This is a genomic window from Actinokineospora cianjurensis (assembly GCF_003663795.1).
Classification (GTDB): Bacteria; Actinomycetota; Actinomycetes; order Mycobacteriales; family Pseudonocardiaceae; genus Actinokineospora; species Actinokineospora terrae.
In genome coordinates, this window is the sequence record NZ_RCDD01000010.1 from 115182 (window position 1) to 138076 (window position 22895).

Here is a 22895-nt window from a genome sequence, read left to right on the forward strand (position 1 = left end):
GGCGGCCACGAGGAAAATGAAGTCCGAGCCCGGTCGTCGCCACCCGAAGCGCATCTCCGACGCAGCATCACCTTGCGTTCGGCTTGCCCCCTCACGATACGCCCCCGGTCGACCGGCACAAGCTCCACCGCGCTGACCTGCGACGACGTGGGTCACAACCACCCGCGCCGCGCGGCGAGCAGACCCGCCTGGAACCGGGTGTCGGCACCGAGGGTGCTCATCATCTCCCCGATGCGGCGCACCACCGTGCGTTGCGCCACGCCGAGCGCTCTGGCGATCGCCTGGTCCTTGAGCCCGGCGGCCATCAGCGAGAGCACCTGCCGGTCGCGCTCGGACAGCGTCGCCGCCCGCTCGGCGGCCGCCTGCCCGCCGAGCACCGGCGCCGCCTGGTCCCACAGCGCCTCGAAGCACATCACCAGGCCCTCCACCAGCGGCGCGGCGTGCACCAGCAGCCGGGTCCTGGTCTCGGCGGAGGCGAACGACACCGGCATCAGCGCCACCCGCCGGTCCACGATCATCATCTTCATCGGCGCCGACGCCAGCGTCCTGGCCTCCTCGCCCAGCTCGATGCAGGCCATCATCTGCGCGTAGTGGCCAGGCAGCGCCAACGCCGGGCCGTGGTAGAGCGAGCGGTACCGCACGCCGCGGTCGAGCGCGATCAGCTCCTGGTCGTTCTGCACCGGGGTGCCGTGCAGGTACGGCGGCGCGTCGATGATCAGCACCTCCTCGCGGGCGCCGAGCTGCATCTGCGCCAGCCGGTGCTGGATGACGTCGTTGCCCTCCAGGATCTCCACCAGGGTCGACTCGGCCGACGCCGGCGTCTCCCGCAGCCGCAGCGCCAACTCCCGCGCCGCCGCGCGCAACCCCTCCAGCTCCTGCTGCCTGCGCGACACCAGCGCCTCGATGGACACCTCGGGCGGCGCGACCACGTACCGCATGGGCCGCGCGAGCAGGGTCGTGACCAGCCCGGCGGCGGTGAGGGTGCGCAGGGCGCGGCGCACCGCGGGCAGCGGCAGCTCGGCGGAGTCGGCGATGTCCAGTGCGGTGCCGCGCGGGGTGGTGGCCAGCGCGAGGTACACCGCGTTGTCCGTCTCGCTGAGCCCGACCGGCCCTAACAGGTGCGCCATGGCGACACACTAGGCGCGGGCGCGTCACCATCACAGCCCCTCGCGGCGGGTGCTGTGAAAATCCACGCGTGTCCTGATTGCGCCGTTGTCCTGTTCGGCCCTCGCCCGCCGCCGGGCGCGGGGGCAGGCTGGCCGGTGCACACCTCCTCCGCAGTACCCGTCCCCGCTGGGAAGGATCCCGCCATGTCCCGCGCCACCCGACGCCCCCGCACCCCGAAGCGGGCTTTCGCGTCCGCGTGATCCGGTGGCTGGGCTGTCCGCACCGGGCAGCCCAGCGACTAGCGGGTCTCCAGCACGGCCCGCCCGCGCAGGGCCATCTCCAGCGCCAGCCGACCCGCGGGGTCGGTGAGCCGGTCGCCGAGCAGGTCGGTCAACTGGTGCAGCCGGTAGCGCACGGTCTGCGGGTGGATGTCCAGGGCCGCGGCGACCTCGGCCACCCCGCCGGTGGTGCGCAGCCAGGCCAGCAGCGTCGCGGTGAGCCGCTCCCGCTGCCTGGGCGACAGGCCCGCCAACGGCGCCAACTCCCGGTCGGCCAGCCGCGCGAGCAGGAACTCGTCGGCCAGCAGCAGCAACTCGGCCAGGTGGTCGGCGCACCGCAGGACACCGGCGTCCGGGAGCACGCCCCGGCGAGCCAACCCCCACGCGCGACGAGCCAACGAGAGAGAGTCGCGCGCGTCCGCGGTGCGCACGGTAGGGCCGACTACGACCAAGCCCTCGGCGGGCGGGAGGCCATGGCCCGCGATCACGAGACAAGCCTGCGCGCCTTCGGTGTCCAGGAGCGCGTCGGTGGCCGCGGCCCACACCTCCACCGCCTCCGAACCCTCCACCAGCACCACGGTGACCTCGTCGGGTAGCGGCCACTGCGCGGCGTTGGCGGTGTCGGCGATGTCCACCGGTGGGTGTTCGGCGAGCAGGAGCCGCACGAGCGCCCGCCTGCGACCCCGCACGGCGTCCAGGCCCTCGGCGGTGGCGTAGCCCGCCATCGCGGTCGCGCACAACGCGTCGACGTGCGCGAACACGAGGTCGGCCAGGTCGAACAGCTCGGCGGTGGGCACGCCCGCGCCGCGGCCGAGGTCGCTGACACGCCGCCACACCACCCGCGCGCCGACCCGCACCGCGGTCTGCAACGCGTCGAGCGTGCGGCCCTCGGCGTGCTCGACCCGCGCCGCGTACCGCAGCGCCGCCGCCCGGGTCGCGTGGTCGCCGTCCGGGCGCACCACCGCGGCCACCGAGTCCAGCAGCACCTGCCCGACCCGCCCGCGCAGCGGACCCGCGTACTCGGGCACCGCGGCCTGGATCTCGGCGACGACCTCCGCGACCAGCTCGGCCGGGCGGATCCGCCGCGCCACCTCCGTCGGGAGCGCCGCCCACAGCTCGGCGGGCCGTCCGGTCTCCGGCGTGCCTGCCAAGGTCCACCTCCCGCGGCGGGGTTTTGCTCGGCCGACGATAAATACGGCCCTCCGCCGGTGTCAATCACCGCCCCCGGTTCAGCGGATCGCGACAAACCCGCGATTCTCGGACGTGCGGCACAAAGCCCCGGCCCGGTTTTGCGCGTCCGGTGACAACAACCGCGGCCGCCAGAACACATCGTTGTCGGCCGTGGTGACCCGCTGGTAACGTCCCCGGAATCGGCGCGGAAAGCGTTGCGGCACAACGGATCCGGGGTGGTGGCGATGACGCGGTCCGCAGTGGCGCGCCGGTGGGCGCTCGCCGCGGTGGCCGCGGTGGCCGGGTTGGTCGTGCACGTGGGCGTCGCCGACGGTGTCGAGGGCGACCGGGCCATTCCCGCGACGGCACCGGAAACGACCCCGCCCGCGGAAACCTCTTTCGCGGAAGGCCCGGCCTCCGCGGCGCCCGCGACCGAGCCCGCCGCTGCACCCGGGACCAGTGCCGCGTCCGAGTCCGGCGCCGTTCCCGGGACCAGTGCCGTTCCTGGGGCAGACGCCGTATCCGGGACCAGTGCCGCGCCGGATACCGGCGCTGCTGGGAAGGCGCGGGTGGCCGAGTTGCCGCCCGGGCTGCCGTACGACTTCGACCTGACCGTCACCACGCGGCTGGCCAAGCTCAACTCCGACGTGGTCATCGGCCCCGGCTCGTTCCGCTCGGTGATCGGCTTCCTGCCCGGCCCCGACGGCCGCCTCCCGCTGACCGGCGACCTCGACCTGCCCCCGGCCAAGGCCGCCATGGTGGCCTTCCGGTTCATGCCGGTCACCAGCACCATCACGCTGACCCCGGCGGGCCAGGCGACCGGCAGCGCGGTGCTCACCATCGACGGCACCCCGAACGCCAACGCCGACATCGACGTCACGCTGCGGGTCGACCTGCGGGTGTCGGAGGTGTTCCAGGACGGCCTGCCGCTGGCGGTGGGGGACCGGTGCCGCACGGTCAGCCCGCTGGAGATCCGGTTGCGCGGCAAGGTGTTGGTGGTCCCCGGCTCGGTCAGCACGCTCACCAGCACCGTCACCATCCCGCCGTTCACCGGCTGCGGCACCACCGAGGACCTCGACCCGCTGGTCACCGGTCTGGTGTCCGGTCCGGGCAACGGGTTGACCAACCGGCTCGTCACCCGGCCGCCGGTCTAGGGGAGACGAGATGGGCGTCGAGCCGAGCCGGAGGCGAGATGGGCGTTGAGGTCGTGGTCGAGGGGTTGGGCAAGTCGTTCGGCACGCAGGCGATCTGGCGGGACGTGACGCTCACCCTGCCCGCCGGTGAGGTCAGCGTGCTGCTCGGGCCGTCCGGCACCGGCAAGTCGGTGTTCCTCAAGTGCCTCATCGGGTTGCTGCGCCCGGAGCGCGGCCGGGTGCTGATCAACGGGGTCGACCTGTGCTCGTGCGCCGAGCGCGACACCTACGAGATCCGCAAGCTGTTCGGCGTGCTGTTCCAGGACGGCGCCCTGTTCGGTTCGATGTCGGTCTACGACAACATCGCCTTCCCGTTGCGGGAGCACACCCGCAAGAGCGAGAAGGAGGTCAACCGGATCGTCATGTCCAAGGTGGACATGGTGGGGATGCTCGGCGCCGAGCGCAAACTGCCCGGTGAGATCTCCGGCGGCATGCGCAAACGGGCCGGGCTGGCCCGCGCGCTGGTGCTCGACCCGAGCATCATCCTGTGCGACGAACCGGACTCCGGGCTCGACCCGGTCCGCACCGCCCTGCTGAGCCAGTTGCTCATCGACCTCAACGCCCAACTCGACGCCACCATCCTGATCGTCACCCACAACATCACCGTCGCCCGCACCGTCCCGGACAACCTGGGCATGCTCTTCCGCCGCGAGCTGGTCCTGTTCGGCCCCCGCGAACTCCTGCTGACCAGCGACGTGCCGGTGGTGGCGCAATTCCTCAACGGCCGCAAGAAAGGCCCGATCGGCATGTCCGAGGAACGCGACACCGCCGACGACCCCACCCCACCCCCGGACACCCCCGACGACGCCCGCGGCATCGTCCCCCAACTCGACCCCACCCCCGGCCTCCCCCACCGAGACGCCGTCCGCCGCCGCAAACTCCGCCTCATGCAGTCCCTCCACACCCTCCCCACCCCAGCCCGACAAGCCGTCCTCACCACCATGACCCCCACCGACCTCGACGACTACGCCAACTGGCGCCGCCGCACCTCCGCCATCCCCATCGCCACCCCAGGAACCACCACCCCGACAACCCGCGTTGAAGAACCGGTCCGCAGATCCCGTTGGGGGAGCAGCCGATGACCGCTCCCGTCCGGGCATTGACCGGCGCGCTGACCGGCGTTCTGCGCGAGCTCGGTGCCCTCGCCTCCGTGACGCTGGACGTAGTCGGCGGTGCCTCCCAGCGCCGCCGCGCTTCAGCCACCCCCGTCGCGACCCCGAGCGCCACCACTCCGACAACCGTCGTGGCGACCGGCGTTGAGAAACCTGCCCGCAGTTCCCGTTGGGGGAGCAGCCGATGACCGTTCCTGCCTGTTCGCTGGCCGGCGTGCTGCGCGAGCCCGATGTCCGCTCCATGGCGCTGGAAGCAATCGACAGCGTCTTCCGGCGCCGGCGGGCTTCAGCCATCGCCATCGCCACCCCAGGAACCACCACCCCGACAACCGCCGTGCCGACTGGCGTGGCGACCGGCGTTGAGGAACCGGTCCGCAGTTCCCGTTGGGGGAGCAGCCGATGACCGCCCCCGTCCGGGCATTGACCGGCGCGCTGACCGGCGTTCTGCGCGAGCTCGGCGCTCTCTTCTCCATGGCGCTGGACGTGGTCGTCGGTATGTTCCGGCGGCCGGTGCAGGTCAGGGAAGTGGTGCAGCAGTTCTGGTTCATCGCCAGTGTCTCGATCCTGCCCGCGGCCCTGGTGTCCATCCCGTTCGGCGCGGTGATCACGCTGCAGTTGGGGTCGCTGACGGCGCAGATCGGCGCGGACTCGTTCAACGGTGCCGCCAGTGTGCTCGCCGTCATCCAGCAGGCCAGTCCGATCGTCACCACGTTGGTGGTCGCCGGGGCCGGGGGGTCGGCGATCTGCGCGGATCTCGGGTCGCGCACCATCCGCGAGGAGATCGACGCCATGCGGGTCCTGGGGGTCTCGCCCATCCACCGGCTCGTCGTCCCGCGTGTGGTGGCGGCGATGGCGGTCGCGGCGCTGCTCAACGGGATGGTCAGCGTCGTCGGGGTGTGTGGGGGTTATGTCTTCACCGTCGTCGTGCAGGACGGTACCCCCGGCGCGTTCCTGTCCAGCTTCTCCGCTCTCGCGCAGCTGCCGGACCTGTGGGTCGGCGAGCTCAAGGCGCTGGTGTTCGGGTTCCTCGCCGGGCTGGTCGCCGCCTACCGGGGCCTCAACCCCAGGGGCGGGCCGAAGGGTGTCGGCGATGTCGTCAACCAGTCCGTGGTGATCACCTTCCTGCTGCTGTTCTTCGTGAACTTCGTGATCAGCGTGGTGTACCTGCGGATCGTCCCGGCGAAGGGGGCCTGATGATCACCAGGACCGCGGGCGCGCTGGAGCGGCTTGGTGACCAGCTCCGCTTCTCGTTGCGCGCGCTGGCGTGGGTGCCGTTCACCGTGACCCGCTACTCCCGCGAGGTCGTGCGGCTGCTGGCCGAGGTCAGCTTCGGCAGCGGCGCGCTCGCGGTCATCGGCGGCACCATCGGTGTGATGGTCGGGCTGAGCGTGTTCACCGGCACCGTCGTCGGGTTGCAGGGCTTCTCCGCGCTCAACCAGATCGGCACCTCCGCCTTCGCGGGGTTCCTCTCCGCCTACTTCAACACCCGCGAGATCGCGCCGCTGGTGGCCGGGCTCGCGCTGTCGGCCACCGTGGGTTCCGGGTTCACCGCGCAGCTCGGCGCGATGCGGATCTCCGAGGAGATCGACGCGCTGGAGGTGATGGCCGTGCGGTCGATGCCGTACCTGGTGACCACCCGGATCGTGGCCGGGTTCGTCGCCGTCATCCCGCTCTACGTCATCGGCCTGCTCACCTCGTACCTCGCTGCCCGGGTCACCACCGTCGGCGTCTACGGCCAGTCGGCTGGCACCTACGACCACTACTTCTCGCTGTTCCTGCCGCCGGAGGACGTCCTCTGGTCGTTCGTGAAGGTGCTCGTGTTCAGCGTCGCGATCATCCTGACCCACTGCTTCCACGGCTACCGAGCCGCGGGCGGTCCGGCCGGGGTCGGTGTCGCGGTGGGACGGTCGGTGCGCACGGCCATCGTCGTGGTGTCCATTATGGACTTCTTCCTCAGCCTCGCGATCTGGGGCGCCACCACGACCGTGCGGGTGGCCGGATGAGCCGCCGCGCCCGTGACCAGGCACTCGGGCTGGTCTTCGTCCTGCTGCTCGGCGCTCTCGGCTGGCTCGCGGTCGCGGTGTACGCCAAGCAGTTCGCCTCCGCCGCCGTGGTGACCCTGCGCGTGGACCGGGTCGGCAGCCAGCTCAAGACGAACGCGGACGTGAAGGTGCGCGGCGTGGTCGTGGGCGCGGTCCGGGCTGTGCGGACGACCGGGGACGGCGTGGCGGTGGAGTTGGCCATCGACGAGGACAAGCTGGAACAGTTGCCCAGCAACAGCACCGCCCGGCTGCTGCCCAAGACCTTGTTCGGCCAGCGCTACGTCAGCCTGGTCCTGCCCGCGGAGCCCGCCAGACCGCTGGCGGACGGCGATGTCATCCGGCAGGACAAGACCGTCCGCGCGATCGAGGTCGAGAAGGCGTTGCGCGACCTGATGCCGGTCCTGCAGGCCGTCCAACCGCAGAAGCTGTCGAGCACCCTCGGCGCGCTGTCGCAGGCGCTGCAGGGCCGCGGGAAGTCGCTGGGGGAGACGCTGGTCGGGCTCAACCAGTACCTCGACCGGCTCAACCCGCTGTTGCCGCAGGTCCAGGCCGACCTCACCCGACTCGCCGACACCCTGGCCGTCTACGAGACCGCCGGGCCCGACATCGTCGACGCGCTCAACGGTCTGACCACCACGACCAAGACCTTCGCCGAGCAGCGCGACAGCGTGGCCGCCCTGTTCGCCACGATGACCGACACGGCCACCGACGTCGAGGCGTTCGTGCGCGCGAACCGGACGAACCTCATCGGCCTGTCCGCCGCCAGCCGCCCCACCCTGGAACTGCTGGCCAGGTACGCGCCCGAGTTCCCCTGCCTCGCCGACGCGGCCGTCGCCCTCAAACCCAGGATCGACGCCGCGCTCGGCAAGGGCACGGACGAACCGGGCCTGCACGTCCGGCTCACCACCAAGCCCAGTCGCGGCCCGTACCAGCCCGGCCGCGACGCCCCGACCTACACGGCCACCGGCGGACCCCGCTGCTTCACGGCCGGACTCAGCCAGGGCGGGTTTGTGCCCGCGGTGGCGAACTCGCCACAGGAGGGCCGGTTCATCGCGGAGCTCATCGCACCGGTCGAGGGGGTCGGTCCGAGCGAGGTCGGCGACTGGGGCGGGCTGCTCGTCGGGCCGCTGCTGCGCGGGGCGGAGGTGGAACTGTCATGACGGAGAGCCTGCGTGGGCCGCTGATCAAGGGCGCGGTCTTCACGGTGGTGACGGCTCTGGCCACGGCGGTCCTGGGCATCACCATCGCCAACGGCGGCACCGGCGACACCGCGACCTACAAGGCCCGCTTCACCGATGTGACCTCGCTCAACGAGGGCGACGACATCCGGATGGCCGGGGTGCGGGTCGGCCAGGTGCGCGACATCTCGGTGGTGGACCGGCGGTTCAGCGAGGTGGAGTTCGAAGTGGACCGCCGCTACGCCCTCGCGCCCTCGGTGACCGCGACCGTCCGGTTCCGCAACCTCATCGGCCAGCGCTACATCGCCCTCGACCAGGGTGGCGAGTCCGGGCGGCTGGCCGAGGGCGTCACGATCCCGTTGGAACGGACCCGTCCGGCGCTCGACCTCACCGCCATGTTCGACGGCTTCAGGCCGTTGTTCCAGGCACTGTCACCGGACGACGTCAACAGACTGTCGCTGGAGGTCGTCCAAGTCCTGCAAGGGGAGGGCGGCACGGTCGAGAACCTGGTGCGGCACATCGGTTCCCTGACCACCACCTTGGCCGAGAAGGACGACGTCATCGGCCGGGTCATCGAGAACCTCACCACCGTGCTCGCCCAGGTCGACGCCAAGGACGACCAACTGTCCACAGTGGTGCTCACCGCCCAGCAGCTGGTCAGCGGGCTCGCCGCCGACGCCGAGCCGATCGGCGACGCCATCGACGGCATCGCCGCGCTCACCAACGCCACCGCCGGTCTGCTCGACCAGGGCCGCGAACCGCTGCGCCGCGACATCGACGCCCTCGGGTCGTTGTCCAAGGCGCTGGCCGACAACACCCCCGCGTTCGAGCAGTTCCTCGACCGGCTGCCCGTCAAGTACGAGGCCATCGGGCGGACCGCGTCCTACGGGTCCTGGCTCAACTTCTACCTCTGCTCGGCCACCACCGACGCCGCGCCCGCCCCCGGCCAGACACCCGGCGACCTCGGCATCCCGATCACCGACGCGAGGTGCCGCCCGTGAAGGCGTTCCAGGACCGCGACCCCGTCCGGATGGGTCTGGCCGGTGTGCTGCTGGTCGCGGTGGCCGCGCTGGTGGTGCTGGGCTGGGACCACCTGCCCGCGCTCGGCGGCACCACCTACCAGGCCCAGTTCCGCGAGGCCGCCGGGCTCAAACCGGACGACGAGGTGCGGGTCGCGGGCGTGAAGGTCGGCGTGGTCACCTCGGTCGAGCTGACCGGCACCCACGTCACCGTCACCTTCCGGGCCAGGGACGTCTGGCTCGGCGACCAGACCGTGGCCGCCATCAAGATCAAGACGTTGCTGGGGCAGAAGAACCTGGCCCTCGACCCGCTGGGCACCGAGGAACTGGACCCGGACACCCCTATCCCGCTCGACCGCACCGTGACCGCCTACGACGTCACCGACGCGTTCGCCGACCTGGCCAAGACCACCGGGCAGATCGACACGGGTCTGCTGGCGGAGAGCTTCCGCACCCTGTCGCAGACCTTCGACGCCACCACCCCGCAGAGCGTCCGCACCGCCCTCGACGGGCTCTCGCGCCTGTCGCACACCATCTCCAGCCGCGACCAGGACCTCAAGCGGCTGCTGGAGAGCGCCAAGGGCGTCAGCACGACCCTGGCCGACCGCGGCGAGCAGTTCCAGGCGTTGATCACCGACGGCGACACCCTGCTCACCGAGTTCGCCCGCCGCCGTGACGCGATCAGCGGGCTGCTCACCGGGACCAGGGACCTGTCCCGGCAGCTCTCCGGGCTCGTCGCGGAGAACCAGGCGCAACTGGCACCCGCGCTGCGGCAGTTGGAGCGGGTCACGGAAGTGTTGCGCCGCAACCAGGACGACCTCGACCGCGGTCTGCGCCTGGCCGGGCCGTTCTACCGGCTCGTCGGCAACGCGGTCGGCAACGGGCACTGGATCGACAGCTACATCTGCGGCCTCATCCCGGTCGCCGACGGGTCCGCGGGCTGCGTCCCGCCCAAGGCAGGGGGACGCTGATGGCGCGCCGCGGGCTCAAGGTCCTCGCGCTCGGCGCGGTCGCGGTGCTGCTCGTGGTCGTCGGGACGGCCGCGCTGTTCGACACCGGCAAGTACCGCACCGTGACCGCCTACTTCACCGCCGCGATCGGCCTCTACCCGGGATCGGACGTGCGGGTGCTCGGAGTGGCGGTCGGGACGGTCGACGCCGTGCACCCGTTGGGGCCGAACGTGAAGGTCACCATGACCATTGACGCCTCCGCCCCCGTGCCGCCCGACGCCACCGCGCTCGTCATCACCCCGAGCCTGGTCAGCGACCGCTACGTCCAACTCGCGCCGGTCGCCACCGACGACCGCCGCATCCCCGACGGCGCCGTGATCCCGCAGACCCGCACAGTCGTCCCGGTCGAGCTGGACCAGCTGTTCTCCAGCCTCGACCGGCTCACCACCGCGCTGGGTCCGGACGGTGCCAACGCCGATGGCGCGCTCAGCGAGCTCGTCCACACCAGCCAGGCGTACCTGGAGGGCAACGGCGCCGACATGGGCCGCACCATCCGCGACCTCGGTGACCTCGCCCGCACCCTCAACGGCTCCCAGGACGACCTCTTCACCACCATCGACGGCCTGTCCCGGTTCACCGCCGTGCTCGCCGCCAACGACCGCCAACTGCGCCAGGTCAACGAGAAGCTGTCCACGGTCACCGGGTTCCTGGTCGACGAACGGGCGAACTTCGACGCCGCGCTGCACGAGCTCGCGGGCGCGTTGGGCGTCGTGCAGGGCTTCGTGCGGGACAACCGCGGCCTGGTGAGGTCCAATGTGGACAACCTGGTGGTGACAACCAGGCTGCTGGTCGACCAACGCGCCTCGCTGGCCGAGGCGCTCGACGCCACCCCGCTCGCCCTGTCGAACCTGTTGCGCGCCTACGACCCGGCCACCCGCACCATCGACAGCCGGGCCAACCTCAACGAGTACTCGACGCCGGGAGGCCGCTGATGCGGGTGCTGATCCTGCTGCTGGTCGCGATCCTCGCCTCCGGGTGCGGATCCGGGCTCTACGGCGTCGACCTCCCAGGAGGCGCGGACGTCGGCGACCGGCCGTACCGGGTCGCCGCGGTGTTCCGGGACGTGCTCGACCTGGTGCCGCAGGCGGGGGTGAAGGTCGAGGACGTCGCCGTGGGGGAGGTGCAGCGGATCGACCTGGAGCCCGACGGGCGGTCGGCGCGGGTGACGATGGTGGTCAACGGCTCGGTGCGGCTCTCGGGCACCGCGCTGGCCCGGCTGCGGCAGTCGAGCGTGCTGGGGGAGAAGTTCGTCGAACTGGACGACCCGGTCGAGGAGGCCAGGGCGGGCACGTTGGTCGACGGCGCCGTCATCCCGTTGGAGCGCACCAACCGCAACCCCGAGATCGAGGAGGTCTTCGGCGCGCTGTCGATGCTCCTCAACGGCGGTGGCGTCGCCCAACTGCGCGAGATCACCCGTGAGCTGAACGACGCCCTGGGTGGCAACACCGGCGACATCCGCGCCCTACTGTCCAATCTGGACACTTTCGCGGGTGGCCTCGACACACACCGCGCCGAGATCACCCGCGCGCTCGACGGCCTCGACCGGCTGTCGAAGTCGTTGGGGGAGCGGGGACCGCAGATCGCCGGGCTGCTCGACGGGCTGGGGCCGGGCATCCAGGTGCTGGTCGACCAACGCGGCCAGTTCGTCGGCATGCTCACCGCGCTCGACTCGCTGTCCGGGGTCGCGACCGACACCGTCACCCGCGTCCGCGCCGACCTGGTCGCCTCATTGCGAGCGCTCGAACCCACGCTGCGGCAACTGGAGAAGGCGGGCAGCAGGCTCCCGCAGGCGATGGACCTGCTGTTCACCTTCCCCTTCACCGACGCCGCGCTCGACGCCATCAAGGGCGACTACCTCAACGCGCACCTCGCGTTCGACTCCCGCGGCGGCCGCTGATGATCACGCGACGGGTCCGGGCGCAGGTGGTGGCGTTCGTGCTGATCGCTCTGGTCGGCGTCAGCTACGTCGGCGCGCGCTACGCGGGGCTGGACACGCTGTTCGGCGCCAACGCGTACGTCGTGAAGGCACGCTTGGCGGACTCCGGCGGCGTGTTCACCAACGCCGAGGTGACCTACCGGGGCGTCGGGATCGGCCGGGTCGGCGAGCTGCACCTGGTCGCGGACGGCGTCGAGGTGGACCTGCGGCTGCGCGACGACGCGCCCCCGGTGCCCGCGGACGTGGACGTCATCGTCGCCAACCGGTCCGCCGTGGGTGAGCAGTACCTCGACCTGCGCCCGCGCCGTGACGGCGAGCCGTACCTGCGGGACGGGTCGGTGATCTCCCGTGACCGCGGCACGCTCCCGCTGCCCAGCGAGACCGTGCTGCTCAACCTGGACCGGCTCGTCGAGTCCGTGCCTGGTGACGAACTGCGGTCCGTGGTCGACGAGCTGTACCTGGCCACCCAGGGCACCGGTCCCGGCCTGCAAGCGCTGCTGGACGCCTCCAACAGCTTCACCAAGGCGGCCACCGAGCACCTGCCGCAGACGACCGCGCTCATCACCGACGCGGGCACCGTCCTCGCCACCCAGGTCGCCACCGGTGCCGCCATCAAGGACTTCGCGGCCAACACCAAGCTCATCGCCGAGCAAGTGGGCCGCTCGGACGGGGACCTGCGCGCCGTCCTGGCCAACGCCCCCGGGGCGGCCGCCGAGATCAGCACGTTGCTCCGCGACACCGGGCCCACCCTGGGCGTGCTGTTCGCTGATCTGCTCACGACCGCGAACGTCCTGGCTCCTCGTCGCGCGGGCCTGGAGCAACTGCTCGTCACCACACCCCAGGCTGTCGCCGCCGCCGCGGACGTCATCCGTCCTGACGGCGCCCACTTTGCCCTGACCACAACGTTCTTCGACCCCATGCCGTGCGTGACGGGCTATGAGGGCACCCGGTACCGCAATGGTCTCGACATCTCCCCGGCCCCGTGGAACACCAACGCGCGCTGTTCTCTGCCACCGGGGTCGGGCAATGTGCGCGGCTCCCAGAACGTCCCGTCACCAGGCGTGCCCCCGGCCACCAAACCCGGCACCTATTTCCCCACCCAGGACACACCTCGACTGCGCAACTCCCTGTCGGAACTACTGTCCTTGGACGGCGGCTGACAGCGGACGGAGGTTGGCGGGAGCTCGGCTCCCGCCACCTTCCCTCCATTGTGGTCCGTCGCCTTGGGGAGGCTCCAGTCAACTTCCGTCCGACGCTTGCCGCTGTCTGACTAAGAAGTTCCATCTAGGGTGTGACAGGTTGGGGCTTGGTGGTAGGCGTCGTTGATTTCCGGGTTTTCGCGGAGGTCTCGCACTGGACCCTGGTTGTCTTGTAGTGCGCCCAGGTTTGGTGCGAGGGCGTCCACCGCCTGCTGGAACGCCACCGGGTCGGTCACTGGCGCCGCGGCCAGCTTGGACTTGGCCGAGTCGACCGAGGTGCGGGCGCCGTCGAGGTTCGCCATCGCCTTGCTGACCGCGGCGGCGCCGTCGGAGACCGGGGGAGTGCCCGCGGTGGTGATGCCGTCGCCGACGGCGGTGAGGGAGTCGCTGAGCGAGGTGAGGAAGGCGAGCATGCCGTCCTTGGCCTTGGCGGGGTCGGTCGGGTCGATCGCGGGCAGTTGCGAGAGCCGGGCGCCGTTGATGACCGTGGCCTGGCAGACGCGGTCCACCCAGCCGACGGCCGGGTTCTGCCGGGGCGCCTCGCTGGACGGTCCCGCCGAGCAGGCCGCGCACAGCACCAGCGCGCCCAGGCCGCTCACCAACAGGGTCGGCACACGCGACGATGTCATTCGTCCTCCTCGCGGGAGAGCCATTTCGGGGTTGGCGGAACCGTACTGAAACGCCGCGCCGCGCGGATAGGTCCGTGGCCGGTTTTGTCACCCGCGTATGGATCTCGCCGGTGACTTTGTCCGATCGCGCAGTCCCGCGGCCGCGGTGTTCTTGTCACGAACGCACAAGACGGTGATCCGATTTCCGCCCTGACCGCACCTCACGGCAGGCGAATTCTGCGCCGGACGAGTGTTGTTGCTGCCGGGTAACGGTTTTGTTTGACACGTCGTCTCGGCCGAACTTATGGTCGCTGGCACCACTAGCCGACACCGCGACCGGCCAGTTCCGCGCCACCACCCCGCTCGACGACCAGGGGGACGACCATGCCGACTCCGCCGATCCGGCCGCACGCCGGTGCTCTGGCACCGCACCGCCCGGCGACGCTCGACGAACGGGCCACCGCGCTGTGGGCGAGCCTGCCCAGGGAGTTGGTCGTCCGGTTCCGGCCGGTGGTCGGCAGGCTCACCCAGGACATGATCCGCGAGATCCAGCGTGCCGTGCCCGCCTACGCCCAGCCGATGGAGGGCCACTTCGGCGCGATCATGACCGCGGGTGTGGAGCAGTCGGTGCTGCGCATCCTCGACACCGTCGGCATCGGCGGCCCGTCCGACGAGAACTGGGCCGCGGTGTTCCGCAGGCTCGGCCGGGTCGAGTACGGCGAGGGCCGCAGCCTGGACTGCCTGCAGACCGCCTACCGGGTCGGCGGCCGGGTCGCGTGGCGCCATCTCGCCGCCTGGGGCCAGCAGCAGCGGCTGCCCACCGCCATGCTGACCGTCGCGGCCGAGGCGATCTTCGCCTACGTCGACGAGATCTCCACCCTGTCCATCGAGGGCTACACCGCCGCGCAGGCCCAGTCGGCCGGGGTCGTCGACCGCGGCAGGCGCAGGCTGGTCGAGCTCGTGCTGAGCGAACCGCCCGCCTCGATGGCCGCGATCACGAAGCTCGCGTCCACCGCGCGGTGGCGGGTGCCGGACACCGTCGCCGTTGTCGTCGTCGAGCAGGCCGGGGAGGGTGAGCCGGACGAGCTGACCGGCCCGCACGGCGACCACCTCACCGACGTCCTGCTCGACCTCGACGGCGACCCGCCGTGCCTGGTGCTGTCCGACCCCGGCAGGCAGTTGCGGGCACTGCGGCCCCAGTTGCGCGGCAGGCGCGTGTGCGTCGGACCGCTTGTGCCGCTGCGGGAAGCGCCCACGTCGCTGAACTGGGCGCGGCGCGCGATGACCCTGGTGCGGCGCGGCATCATCGGCGCCGACGGGGCGCAGGTCACCTGGTGCCACGACCACCTGTCCACGCTCTGGCTGCTCGCCGACGAGTTCCTGGTGCGCGAACTGCTGCGCCGCACCCTCGCGCCGCTGGCCGAGCTGACCGCCAAGCAGCGCGCCCGCACCGCCGAGACCCTGTTGGCGTGGCTGGAGACCAGGGGCAGCGCCCCGGAGATCGCCCGCAGGTTGGCGATCCACCCGCAGACCGTGCGCTACCGCATGCGGCAGGTGGACAAGCTCTTCGGCGACCAGCTCACCGACCCGGACGCGCGGCTGGACCTGGAGATCGCGTTGCGGGCGGACCGGTTGCTGCGCACGGCGGTTGTTGCGCCGCGGCCGCGTGCGGAAGTGGCGCGGGTTGTCCACAGGTGACAACTGTTCGCGGGCCGGACACCAGCTCCTGGGGAATCGCACCGCAGCGCCGGTAGATTCGCCTCCGGCATGCTGGACGGTCCCCTCAGGAGGCACGCGGTGGCGCAGCGCACGGAGCACGTCCCACCGCTCGGCCCCACCGCGGACCTCTGGTCGCAGTTGCCACCCGAGCTGGCGGCCGTGCTCCGGCCCCCGACTCTGCTGATCGCACCGACTCTGCTGCCCATGCCAACCTTGCGGCTCGCGTCGACCGCGCCGACTCTGCCTCTCACACCGACCTTGCGGTCTGCGCCGACTTTGCTGCCCACACCGCCCTTGCCGACTGCGCCAGCTGCATGAGCTCTGCCAGCTGCATGGACTCTGCCGATCGCGCCGATCGCGCCGATCGCGCGGATCGTGCGGATCGTGCCGACTGCGCCGACTGCGCTGGCTGCGCGGACTCTGCCGATCGCACCGACTCTTCCGATCGTGTCGACCGCACAGGCCGCGCTGACCGCGCCAGCTGCGCTGACCCTGCCGCCCACACCAGCCTTGCGGCCCACCTCGACCGCGCCGCCCCCGCCGGGTTGCCGATCCTGCCCAACCCCGCAGGCAGCGCTGGTTCGACCACTGCTCCCGACCGCGCCGATCCCCCTGCCGGTCTGTCGGTCCCCGTCCACTTCGCCCGCCGCTCAGCTGGTTCGCCGGTCCAGCCCGACTCCGTCGATCCCCCTGCCGGTCAGTCGATCCCCGTCGACTTCGCCCGCCGCCCAGCCGGTGCGTCGGTCCGGCCAGATCCCGGCGATCTCTCTGTTGGTCCGTCCACCCCCGCCCGCCGCCCCGCCGGTTCGCCGACCCCGTTCGGCCTCCCCGATCACGCGAGCCCCCCGGAACCGCTCACCCCTGCCGACCGCCGCACGGGTCCGCCGATCCTTCTCCACCTCGCCGACCACCTCGCCGACCACCTCGCCGACCACCTCGCCGATCACCGCGCCGCCATCGGCCCCGCCGTCCCCCTGGCCGCCGCCGCCGAGTCACTGCACTGGGCGCGCCGAACCCTGGCCCTGGTCACCGACGGCGTCCTGCCCGCCGCCCCGTTGACCTGGTTCGACCACCACCTCTCCACCCTCTGGCTCCTCAACGACCCGCCCCTGCTCCGCGAGATGGCCACCCGGGCCCTGGCCCCCCTCGCCACCCTCAACCCCCTCCAGGCCGCCAAGCTGGCCGCCACCCTCCTGACCTGGCTGCACGCCCGCGGTGGCGCCCCCGAGGTGGCCCACCACCTCGACATCCACCCCCAGACCGTCCGCTACCGCCTCCGCCAGCTGACCCGTCTCTTCGGCACCCGCCTGAGCGACCCAGACCACCGCTTCACCCTGGAGGTGGCCCTCCGCGCCCGGCGGCTGGCCGACCACCAGGGCATCAGCGAGGGGCGGACCAGATGTGCGCGGTGAGTTCCATGAGGAAGCGCTGCTCCGGGTCGGCGAGTCGGGGGCCGAGGAGGGCGTCGACGTGGTGCATCCGGTAGCGGACGGTCTGGGGGTGGACGGCGAGGCGGGTGGCGGTCTCGGTGATGTCGCCGCGGGTGTGCAGCCAGGTCCGCAGGGTTGTGGCGATGCGGTCGCGTTGCTTGTCGGTGAGGGTGCCCAGGGCGGCGAGCACCGGGCCCGCGGCCTGGCGGACCAGGGTCTCGTCGGTGAACAGCAGCAGGGTGCACAGGTGCTGGTCGCACCGCAGGACCGGGTCGTCCGGCAGCACACCGCGCCGCGCGAGGGCTAGGGCGTGGCGGGCCGACCCGAGTGAGCGGTGGGCGTCTCCGGCCGGGACGGACGGGCCGACGACGACCCGGGCCGCCCAGTCGCCCGGCTCGACTGGTGCGGCGGCCACCAGGCACGGTTCGGCGCCGTCGAGGTCGGCGAGGGTTCCCTCCGGGGGCGGTGAGACCGGACGGTCGAGGAGGACGACGCAGAGCCGCTCCGGCAGGGGCCATTGCGCGGCGGCGGCGAGGTTCTCGATCGCGGTCGATGGCCGCTCGGCGAGCAACGCGCGCAGCAGTCGCTTGCGGTCCTGTTCGCGCGACCCGCCCGCGCGCGCCTCCGTGTACCCCGCGACGGCGATGACGCACAGGTCGTCGACGTAGGCGAAGATCGCCTCGGCCACGGTGAGCAGGGTGTCCGGCTCGACGCCGAGTTCCTGGCCCGCCGCGCTGACGTGCCGCCACACCGCGCGGGCGCCGACCCGGACCGCGGTCTGCAGGGCGTCCATCGTGCGGCCCTCGTGGTACTCGACCCGACCCGCGTGCCGCAGCACCGCGTACCACTCGTCGCGGCAGGCACCGGGGTCGGCGATGCAGGCGAGGCACTGGAGGACCGCCGCGCGCACCGCCCCCACCAGCACCTCCCGGAACCGGCCCGCCAACGGCCGCCGGTACTCGGGCACCGCCGCCTGGATGGCCAGCACGGCGTCGCGGATCAGCGTCGGCGCCAGCGGCCGCACCCGGTCCGCCAACTCGGGCACGACCGACGCCCACAGCGGGACCGCCGTGCGCCCCGGCGGCTTCGGTGCCATCGCGCCTCCCAGGGGTGTCTTCCGACGCTAGGAACCGGTGGGGCGCGGTGTCAACGAAGTCCAGCCGAGGTTGTCGGCCAGGACAAACCCTGCGCGAAACCCTTGCGCGGCAAGAGGTTCGAGGTTCGAGATGACCACTTTGGGCTGTCCGGGTGCTGTTTGCGGTGGTCGTGCCGCCGCTAGATTCGGACCATGAAGCGCAAGCAAGCGGTTGTCGGGGTTGTGCTGGTCGGGTTCGTGGCGCCGTTCCTGGGGCTCGCGGCGGCGGAGGGGGCGGTCCGCAGTCCGCTGTTGTCCGACGCGGTGTTGCCGTTGCCGCCGGGGTACACGAGCGCGTCCGTGATCGACCTCAACGATCGCGGTGATGTCATCGCCGGTGGTTACGGGACAGGGCCGCAGCAGGCGTTGTTGTGGCAGGGCGGCGCGGTGAGCGTGCTCGGGCCCGGGTCGCCGACCGGGCTCAACAACCGCGGGCAGGTCGTGGGGACCGAGTACGTGAGCAGCACCAGCGGCACCTACGAGCAGACACCGAAACTGTGGCAGGACGGGACCACGCAGGTGCTCAACGGTCCCAGCAAGTCGTACGTGATCACCGGCGACATCACCGACAGCGGCATCGTCCCGATCACGTACCCCAACTCCAACCAGGGCTACCACATGGAGAACATCGGCCTCTGGCAGAACGGGTCGTTCGCCCGGCTCGGCGCCCCGACGTCCGGACCGCACGTGAGCCTGCCGGTGGTCACGGAGAACGGCACCGCGGCGGGCTCGTTCCTGCCCATGTTCGGCACCGGCCCGTACGCGTTCCGGTGCGTCGCGCGGCAGTGCACCCGGCTGCCCACCGGCGGCAGCGGCGAGGTGCGGGTGGTCGCGGCCAACGACAGCGGGACCGTCGTCGGAAACCAGGGCAACACCGGGTACCGCTGGGTCGGCGACCAGGTCCTCGCGCTGCCCGCGCTCCCCGGGGCGACGACCGCGACGGTGTCGAGCAACCGCCGAGCGATCAACGCCAACGGCGACATCGTCGGCGCTTCCGGCGGCCGGGCCACGCTCTGGCGCGACGGGGTGGCCATCGAACTCGGGTCCCCGGGGGGTGGGGCGAGCGCTGCCGTCGCGGTGAACGACCTTGGCGACGTCGTGGGCTGGTCGGAGACCCCCCTCGGTCAGAGCCGCGCCTTCCTCTGGCGCGCGGGCAAGTCCTACGACCTGGGCACGGCGGGCCAGGCGAGCGTGACCCCGGTCGCCATCAACAACACCGGCACGATCCTCGGCGCCGCGGGCCCGATCCCCGTGACCTGGACGGTCAAACTCCCCCGCTAGCACCACTTCCCGAACGGCACCGCGGGCACGCCTGCGGTGCCGTTCCCTTTCCGGACCGCGGTCCGCGCTGCCGGGACCCGAGAACGGGCGACACCCCCGCCTGACCGACCAAGGCGGGGGTGTCGTGTTCGGACTGTCCAGACCCACAGGGCCCCGGTACGACTAGAAGGTGAGCTTCCAGCTGTTGATGTAGCCGGTGTCCTGGCGGTAGGTGTCCTGGACCCGCAGCTTCCACGTGCCGTTGGCGACCTCGGTGGAGGCGTTCACGGTGTAGGTGGCGACCACGTTGTCCGCCGAGTCGCTGGTGGACGAGTTCTTCAGCCGGTAGGCGGAACCATCCGGCGCGACGAGGTCGATGACGAGGTCACCGCGGTAGGTGTGGACGATGTTGACGTCGACCTTGAGGGTCGCCGGGGCGTTGCCCGAGATGCCCGAGACCGCGATGTCGCTGGTGATGGCGGCGCCCGCGTCCGGGATGTTCACGTCGTTGGTGTTCTCGAACGTGCGGCCCGACGGCGGGGTGGTCGTCGTGGTGGGTGGGGTCGTGGTGGTCGGCGGAGTGGTGGTCGGCGGAGTGCCGCCCAGCTCACTGGCCTTCGCCGCGATCGCCGACGACAGCGCGCTCACCTCGGCGTACACGCCGGGGTAGTTCGGTCGGGCGCAGCCCTGGCCGTAGGAGACGATGCCGACCTGGACCCAGTTGTTCGCGTTGTCGCGGCGGAACATCGGGCCGCCCGAGTCGCCCTGGCAGGTGTCGGTGCCGCCCTGGGTGTAGCCCGCGCAGATCTCGACGTTGGCCTTCAGGCTCGGGTACGCCGACTTGCACGACGAGTCCGACACGAACGGCACCTGGGCCTTGAGCAGGTAGCGCTGCTGCGCGCCGCCCTCGGACGCCGCGCCCCAACCCGCGATGCTGAACGTGCCGGAGTCGTAGGCGGTGCTGGTGGCGATGGGCAGCAGGGACGCGCCGCTGATCGGGCTGGACAGCTGGATCAGCGCCCAGTCACCACCGGCGGAGGTCGAGTAGCCCGGGTTGCGGTAGACGTACTTCGACGTGCGGGTCACCTTCGACGAGCTCTGCAGGTCGACGACGCCGTAGGTGGCGGTGATGCCCGTGTTGTTGCCGGTGCTGTTCACGCAGTGCGCCGCGGTCAGCACGAGGCTCTCCGAGTACATCGCGCCGCCGCAGCCCATCGACAGCCGGACCATCCAGGGGAACTCCCCCTGCGCGGCGGCGGTGCCGCCGACGACCTGCGGGCTCATGTCGGTGGGCGGTTGCGCGCTCGGGGACGCGGCGAGTGCCTGGCCCGCCACGGCTGCGGCGGCGGCCACTGTCCCGACGGCCAGCACCAGCGCCTTCTGGAGCTTGGTCAACCTCTTCAAGGGTCTGTCCTCTCATGTCCACACAGCACCGGGTCGTGGCGCTGTAGCAGGGTGTGGAATCCGGGGGACGGCTAGAAGGTGAGCTTCCAGCTGTCGATGTAACCGGTGTCGGAGCGGTAGGTGTCCTGGGCGCGCAGCTTCCAGGTGCCGTTCGCGACCTCGGTCGAGGCGTTCACCGTGTAGGTGGCGATGATGTTGTCCGCCGAGTCGCTGGTGGAGGAGTTCTTCAGCCGGTAGGCCGAACCGTCCGGCGCGACCAGGTCGAGCACGACGTCACCGCGGTAGGTGTGCTTGATGTCGACGTCGACCTTGAGCGTGGCAGGGGCGTTGCCGGTGACCCCGGAGACCGCGATGTCGCTGGTGATCGCGGCACCGGCGTCCGGGATGGTGACGTCGGCGGTGTTCTCGAAGACCTTGCCGCCCGGGTCGGGCGGGGTGGTGCCACCGCAGGTCTTGCCGATCGCCCGCGGCGGGCAGTCGGAGTAGTCGAGCAGGTTGAGCACGGCCGCCTTGTTGCGCGCGGTCTCCCGGGCGATGACCTCGTCGGGCGGGTAGAAACCGCCGCCGCTGGACCCGGTCGGGTACATCTCGAAGGTGAACGCCCAGATCTTGTGCGCGCCCCACAGGTAGTCGTCGATCGCGCCGTCGGTGATGTAGAGCGTCGAGTCCTGCTCCGGGGTGTAGCCGTTGGTCGCCGCCATCGACTTGCCCAGCGTCTGGAAGGTGTTGTACTCGTCGCGCGTCATGCCGGGCACGACCTGGTCGTAGGTCCAGCCGAACGGCCACATGACCAGCTCGCCGTAGGAGTGGAAGTCGATCGCGGTGCTGATCTGCTGCTTGCCGCCGACGACCCGGCTCTTGACGAAGTTCTGCACCGTGGACACCTCGGGCGCCGAGCCGGGGGACGGGCCGCGGTAGGTGTCGGAGCTGGGGCTGGTCGACGAGCCGCCGCAGCAGCCCCACTTGAAGTCCCAGTTGCGGTTGAGGTCGGTGCCCACCGCGGTCGAGCCCGAGTTGGGCTGCCGGTTCTTGCGCCAGCTGCGGTAGGACCCGGTGGCGATGTCGTACTCGCCGCCGTCGGGGTTGAGGTCGGGCAGGATCCAGATCTCCCGCGAGTCGACCAGGCCCTTGATCCGGCTGTCGGTGGCGTAGTTGTCGGTGAACAGGTTCACCAGGTACACCGCCATCTCCACGGTGATGTGCTCACGCGCGTGCTGGTGGTGGGTGAACAGGACCTCGGGCTCGTTCTCGTCGGTCGCGGCGTTGTCGGAGATCTTGAACGCGTACAGGTCGCGGTTCTGGTACGACTTGCCGATGACCTGCTTGCTGATCAGGCCGGGGTGGTCGGTGACCGCCTGGTTCAGCTCGGCGACCATCTCGGCGTAGTTGTGGTAGCCGGCGTCGGCGCTGGGGAAGTCCAGCACCCCGGCCCCGCCGCGCTCGCTGGGCGTCTGCGCGTCGGCGACGACCCCGAACCCGAGCGCGCGGATCCGCGCGACCTCACCCGGCGTCGCGGTGATCAGTAGCCTGCTGTCCTCCCGGCCGTTCACCGCCGCCCCGGTCGCCGCGATCGCGGTGCGTTGCTGCGCGGTGCGCACACCGGACACGGCGTACTCGGCTGTCGCGCGCTGCTCGGCCTGGGCCGACTGACCGCCACTGGCGACGCCGCCGGTGGACATGACCACCGCTGCCGCCGCGGTGATCGCGGCGATCAGGGTGAATCGAGTGCGTTTCAACGTTCCTCCCGCAGGGAGCGCCGCGGACGGCGCTGGAGGGTTTGCCGCCACCGGGTCGAGTCCGCCAGGACACGGCACCAACAGCGTTACCGGCGAATACTGGCCCCTCTTCCGCGCAGTCGGCAAGAGCGCGGCCGGGGTGGGATGTTGCCGTTTCTTCCCATCTGTTGATCAGCGTCCGGGTCGCGGTGGGAAATCGCTGGTATGACCGGGCGACACGGTGTCCCGTACCCGCACGGGAACGCACGATGGTCGGGCCTGCGTGGACCAACCGCTGGTCAGGCCGGTGACGGACCGAAAGCGCGGCTATCTGTCAACAGTGAAAACCCTTGCCTACCCGGTCGGCCGATACCGGGTGC

The 22895-nt window shown here is 71.4% G+C and carries 20 protein-coding genes and 1 pseudogene; 14 read left to right on the top strand and 7 right to left on the bottom strand.

What is annotated here, in order from left to right; translation table 11 throughout:
* Positions 1-152: 152 nt before the first annotated feature.
* Together CLV68_RS32085 and CLV68_RS32090 are read right to left on the bottom strand one after the other, a co-directional pair.
* The gene (locus CLV68_RS32085) at positions 153-1127 is read right to left on the bottom strand and encodes a helix-turn-helix transcriptional regulator (RefSeq protein WP_121394781.1); all 975 of its coding nucleotides are present in this window, start codon (positions 1125-1127) and stop codon (positions 153-155) included.
* Between the two features lie 278 nt (positions 1128-1405).
* The gene (locus tag CLV68_RS32090) at positions 1406-2536 is read right to left on the bottom strand and encodes a PucR family transcriptional regulator (RefSeq protein WP_121394782.1); all 1131 of its coding nucleotides are present in this window, start codon (positions 2534-2536) and stop codon (positions 1406-1408) included.
* A gap of 264 nt (positions 2537-2800) precedes the next feature.
* Here CLV68_RS32090 and CLV68_RS32095 point away from each other — a divergent pair, with 264 nt between their 5' ends.
* From CLV68_RS32095 to CLV68_RS32140, 11 genes are all read left to right on the top strand, one after another.
* Positions 2801-3709, top strand: coding sequence for a hypothetical protein (locus CLV68_RS32095; protein WP_121394783.1), 909 nt, complete (start codon positions 2801-2803; stop codon positions 3707-3709).
* A gap of 38 nt (positions 3710-3747) precedes the next feature.
* Positions 3748-4830, top strand: a complete 1083-nt coding sequence (locus CLV68_RS32100) for an ABC transporter ATP-binding protein (RefSeq protein ID WP_121394784.1) — start codon at positions 3748-3750, stop codon at positions 4828-4830.
* 214 nt (positions 4831-5044) lie between these two features.
* Positions 5045-5263, top strand: a complete 219-nt coding sequence (locus CLV68_RS33590; protein ID WP_147460250.1) for a hypothetical protein — start codon at positions 5045-5047, stop codon at positions 5261-5263.
* Entirely contained in the window at positions 5260-6054 is a 795-nt protein-coding gene (locus CLV68_RS32105) for an MlaE family ABC transporter permease (protein WP_121394785.1), read from the top strand. The genes CLV68_RS33590 and CLV68_RS32105 overlap by 4 nt, the downstream gene beginning before the upstream one ends.
* On the top strand, positions 6054-6863 hold the full coding sequence (locus CLV68_RS32110; RefSeq protein ID WP_121394786.1) for an MlaE family ABC transporter permease: 810 nt from the start codon (positions 6054-6056) through the stop codon (positions 6861-6863). The genes CLV68_RS32105 and CLV68_RS32110 overlap by 1 nt, the downstream gene beginning before the upstream one ends.
* Complete coding sequence (locus tag CLV68_RS32115) at positions 6860-8062, top strand: MCE family protein (RefSeq protein ID WP_121394787.1); 1203 nt, start codon at positions 6860-6862, stop codon at positions 8060-8062. The genes CLV68_RS32110 and CLV68_RS32115 overlap by 4 nt, the downstream gene beginning before the upstream one ends.
* Entirely contained in the window at positions 8059-9081 is a 1023-nt protein-coding gene (locus CLV68_RS32120; protein WP_121394788.1) for an MCE family protein, read from the top strand. The genes CLV68_RS32115 and CLV68_RS32120 overlap by 4 nt, the downstream gene beginning before the upstream one ends.
* Positions 9078-10070 (top strand): MCE family protein, encoded by a 993-nt coding sequence (locus tag CLV68_RS32125; protein WP_246010234.1) that lies wholly within the window; start codon positions 9078-9080, stop codon positions 10068-10070. Before CLV68_RS32120 ends, CLV68_RS32125 begins: the two co-directional genes overlap by 4 nt.
* Positions 10070-11041 (top strand): MCE family protein, encoded by a 972-nt coding sequence (locus CLV68_RS32130; RefSeq protein WP_121394789.1) that lies wholly within the window; start codon positions 10070-10072, stop codon positions 11039-11041. Before CLV68_RS32125 ends, CLV68_RS32130 begins: the two co-directional genes overlap by 1 nt.
* Positions 11041-12006, top strand: a complete 966-nt coding sequence (locus CLV68_RS32135) for an MCE family protein (protein ID WP_121394790.1) — start codon at positions 11041-11043, stop codon at positions 12004-12006. Before CLV68_RS32130 ends, CLV68_RS32135 begins: the two co-directional genes overlap by 1 nt.
* Positions 12006-13205, top strand: a complete 1200-nt coding sequence (locus CLV68_RS32140; protein WP_121394791.1) for an MCE family protein — start codon at positions 12006-12008, stop codon at positions 13203-13205. Before CLV68_RS32135 ends, CLV68_RS32140 begins: the two co-directional genes overlap by 1 nt.
* Before the next feature lie 110 nt (positions 13206-13315).
* On the opposite strand, the gene CLV68_RS32145 is transcribed toward CLV68_RS32140, so the two are convergent.
* Positions 13316-13873, bottom strand: a complete 558-nt coding sequence (locus CLV68_RS32145) for a hypothetical protein (protein ID WP_147460251.1) — start codon at positions 13871-13873, stop codon at positions 13316-13318.
* Positions 13874-14236: 363 nt separating this feature from the next.
* Between CLV68_RS32145 and CLV68_RS32150 the strand changes: the two genes are divergently transcribed.
* Both CLV68_RS32150 and CLV68_RS34870 read left to right on the top strand, forming a co-directional pair.
* Complete coding sequence (locus CLV68_RS32150; protein WP_121394793.1) at positions 14237-15550, top strand: PucR-like N-terminal domain-containing protein; 1314 nt, start codon at positions 14237-14239, stop codon at positions 15548-15550.
* A 566-nt stretch (positions 15551-16116) separates the two neighbouring features.
* Positions 16117-16983 carry a PucR family transcriptional regulator gene (locus CLV68_RS34870; protein ID WP_211346851.1) on the top strand — a complete coding sequence of 289 codons (867 nt, stop codon included), beginning with the start codon at positions 16117-16119 and terminating at the stop codon, positions 16981-16983.
* Here the strand turns inward: CLV68_RS34870 and CLV68_RS32175 are convergent.
* A complete protein-coding gene (locus CLV68_RS32175; RefSeq protein WP_121394797.1) occupies positions 16952-18097 on the bottom strand; it encodes a PucR family transcriptional regulator in 1146 nt (381 codons plus the stop codon). The two genes, CLV68_RS34870 and CLV68_RS32175, sit on opposite strands and share 32 nt — an antisense overlap.
* Before the next feature lie 192 nt (positions 18098-18289).
* On the opposite strand from CLV68_RS32175, the gene CLV68_RS32180 reads away from it, so the two are divergent.
* Positions 18290-19417, top strand: a complete 1128-nt coding sequence (locus tag CLV68_RS32180; protein WP_121394798.1) for a hypothetical protein — start codon at positions 18290-18292, stop codon at positions 19415-19417.
* A gap of 162 nt (positions 19418-19579) precedes the next feature.
* Here the strand turns inward: CLV68_RS32180 and CLV68_RS36055 are convergent, their stop codons facing one another.
* From CLV68_RS36055 to CLV68_RS32190, 3 genes and pseudogenes are all read right to left on the bottom strand, one after another.
* A complete protein-coding gene (locus CLV68_RS36055) occupies positions 19580-19900 on the bottom strand; it encodes a proprotein convertase P-domain-containing protein (RefSeq protein WP_425454895.1) in 321 nt (106 codons plus the stop codon).
* Between the two features lie 99 nt (positions 19901-19999).
* Positions 20000-20800, bottom strand: a pseudogene (locus CLV68_RS32185) (S1 family peptidase); the annotation flags it as partial.
* 71 nt (positions 20801-20871) lie between these two features.
* The gene (locus CLV68_RS32190; RefSeq protein ID WP_246010236.1) at positions 20872-22536 is read right to left on the bottom strand and encodes a M14 family metallopeptidase; all 1665 of its coding nucleotides are present in this window, start codon (positions 22534-22536) and stop codon (positions 20872-20874) included.
* Between the last annotated feature and the right edge of the window lie 359 nt (positions 22537-22895).

What these genes read in the sequence shown, in the direction of transcription:
- CLV68_RS32120 (WP_121394788.1), top strand. Translation starts at nt 8,059, where the DNA reads ATGACGGAGAGCCTGCGTGGGCCGCTGATCAAGGGCGCGGTCTTCACG.
- CLV68_RS32110 (WP_121394786.1), top strand. Translation starts at nt 6,054, where the DNA reads ATGATCACCAGGACCGCGGGCGCGCTGGAGCGGCTTGGTGACCAGCTC.
- CLV68_RS33590 (WP_147460250.1), top strand. Translation starts at nt 5,045, where the DNA reads ATGACCGTTCCTGCCTGTTCGCTGGCCGGCGTGCTGCGCGAGCCCGAT.
- CLV68_RS32105 (WP_121394785.1), top strand. Translation starts at nt 5,260, where the DNA reads ATGACCGCCCCCGTCCGGGCATTGACCGGCGCGCTGACCGGCGTTCTG.
- CLV68_RS32140 (WP_121394791.1), top strand. Translation starts at nt 12,006, where the DNA reads ATGATCACGCGACGGGTCCGGGCGCAGGTGGTGGCGTTCGTGCTGATC.
- CLV68_RS32150 (WP_121394793.1), top strand. Translation starts at nt 14,237, where the DNA reads ATGCCGACTCCGCCGATCCGGCCGCACGCCGGTGCTCTGGCACCGCAC.
- CLV68_RS32130 (WP_121394789.1), top strand. Translation starts at nt 10,070, where the DNA reads ATGGCGCGCCGCGGGCTCAAGGTCCTCGCGCTCGGCGCGGTCGCGGTG.
- CLV68_RS32115 (WP_121394787.1), top strand. Translation starts at nt 6,860, where the DNA reads ATGAGCCGCCGCGCCCGTGACCAGGCACTCGGGCTGGTCTTCGTCCTG.
- CLV68_RS32175 (WP_121394797.1), bottom strand. Translation starts at nt 18,097, where the DNA reads ATGGCACCGAAGCCGCCGGGGCGCACGGCGGTCCCGCTGTGGGCGTCG.
- CLV68_RS32095 (WP_121394783.1), top strand. Translation starts at nt 2,801, where the DNA reads ATGACGCGGTCCGCAGTGGCGCGCCGGTGGGCGCTCGCCGCGGTGGCC.
- CLV68_RS32100 (WP_121394784.1), top strand. Translation starts at nt 3,748, where the DNA reads ATGGGCGTTGAGGTCGTGGTCGAGGGGTTGGGCAAGTCGTTCGGCACG.
- CLV68_RS32085 (WP_121394781.1), bottom strand. Translation starts at nt 1,127, where the DNA reads ATGGCGCACCTGTTAGGGCCGGTCGGGCTCAGCGAGACGGACAACGCG.
- CLV68_RS32180 (WP_121394798.1), top strand. Translation starts at nt 18,290, where the DNA reads ATGAAGCGCAAGCAAGCGGTTGTCGGGGTTGTGCTGGTCGGGTTCGTG.
- CLV68_RS32145 (WP_147460251.1), bottom strand. Translation starts at nt 13,873, where the DNA reads ATGACATCGTCGCGTGTGCCGACCCTGTTGGTGAGCGGCCTGGGCGCG.
- CLV68_RS32135 (WP_121394790.1), top strand. Translation starts at nt 11,041, where the DNA reads ATGCGGGTGCTGATCCTGCTGCTGGTCGCGATCCTCGCCTCCGGGTGC.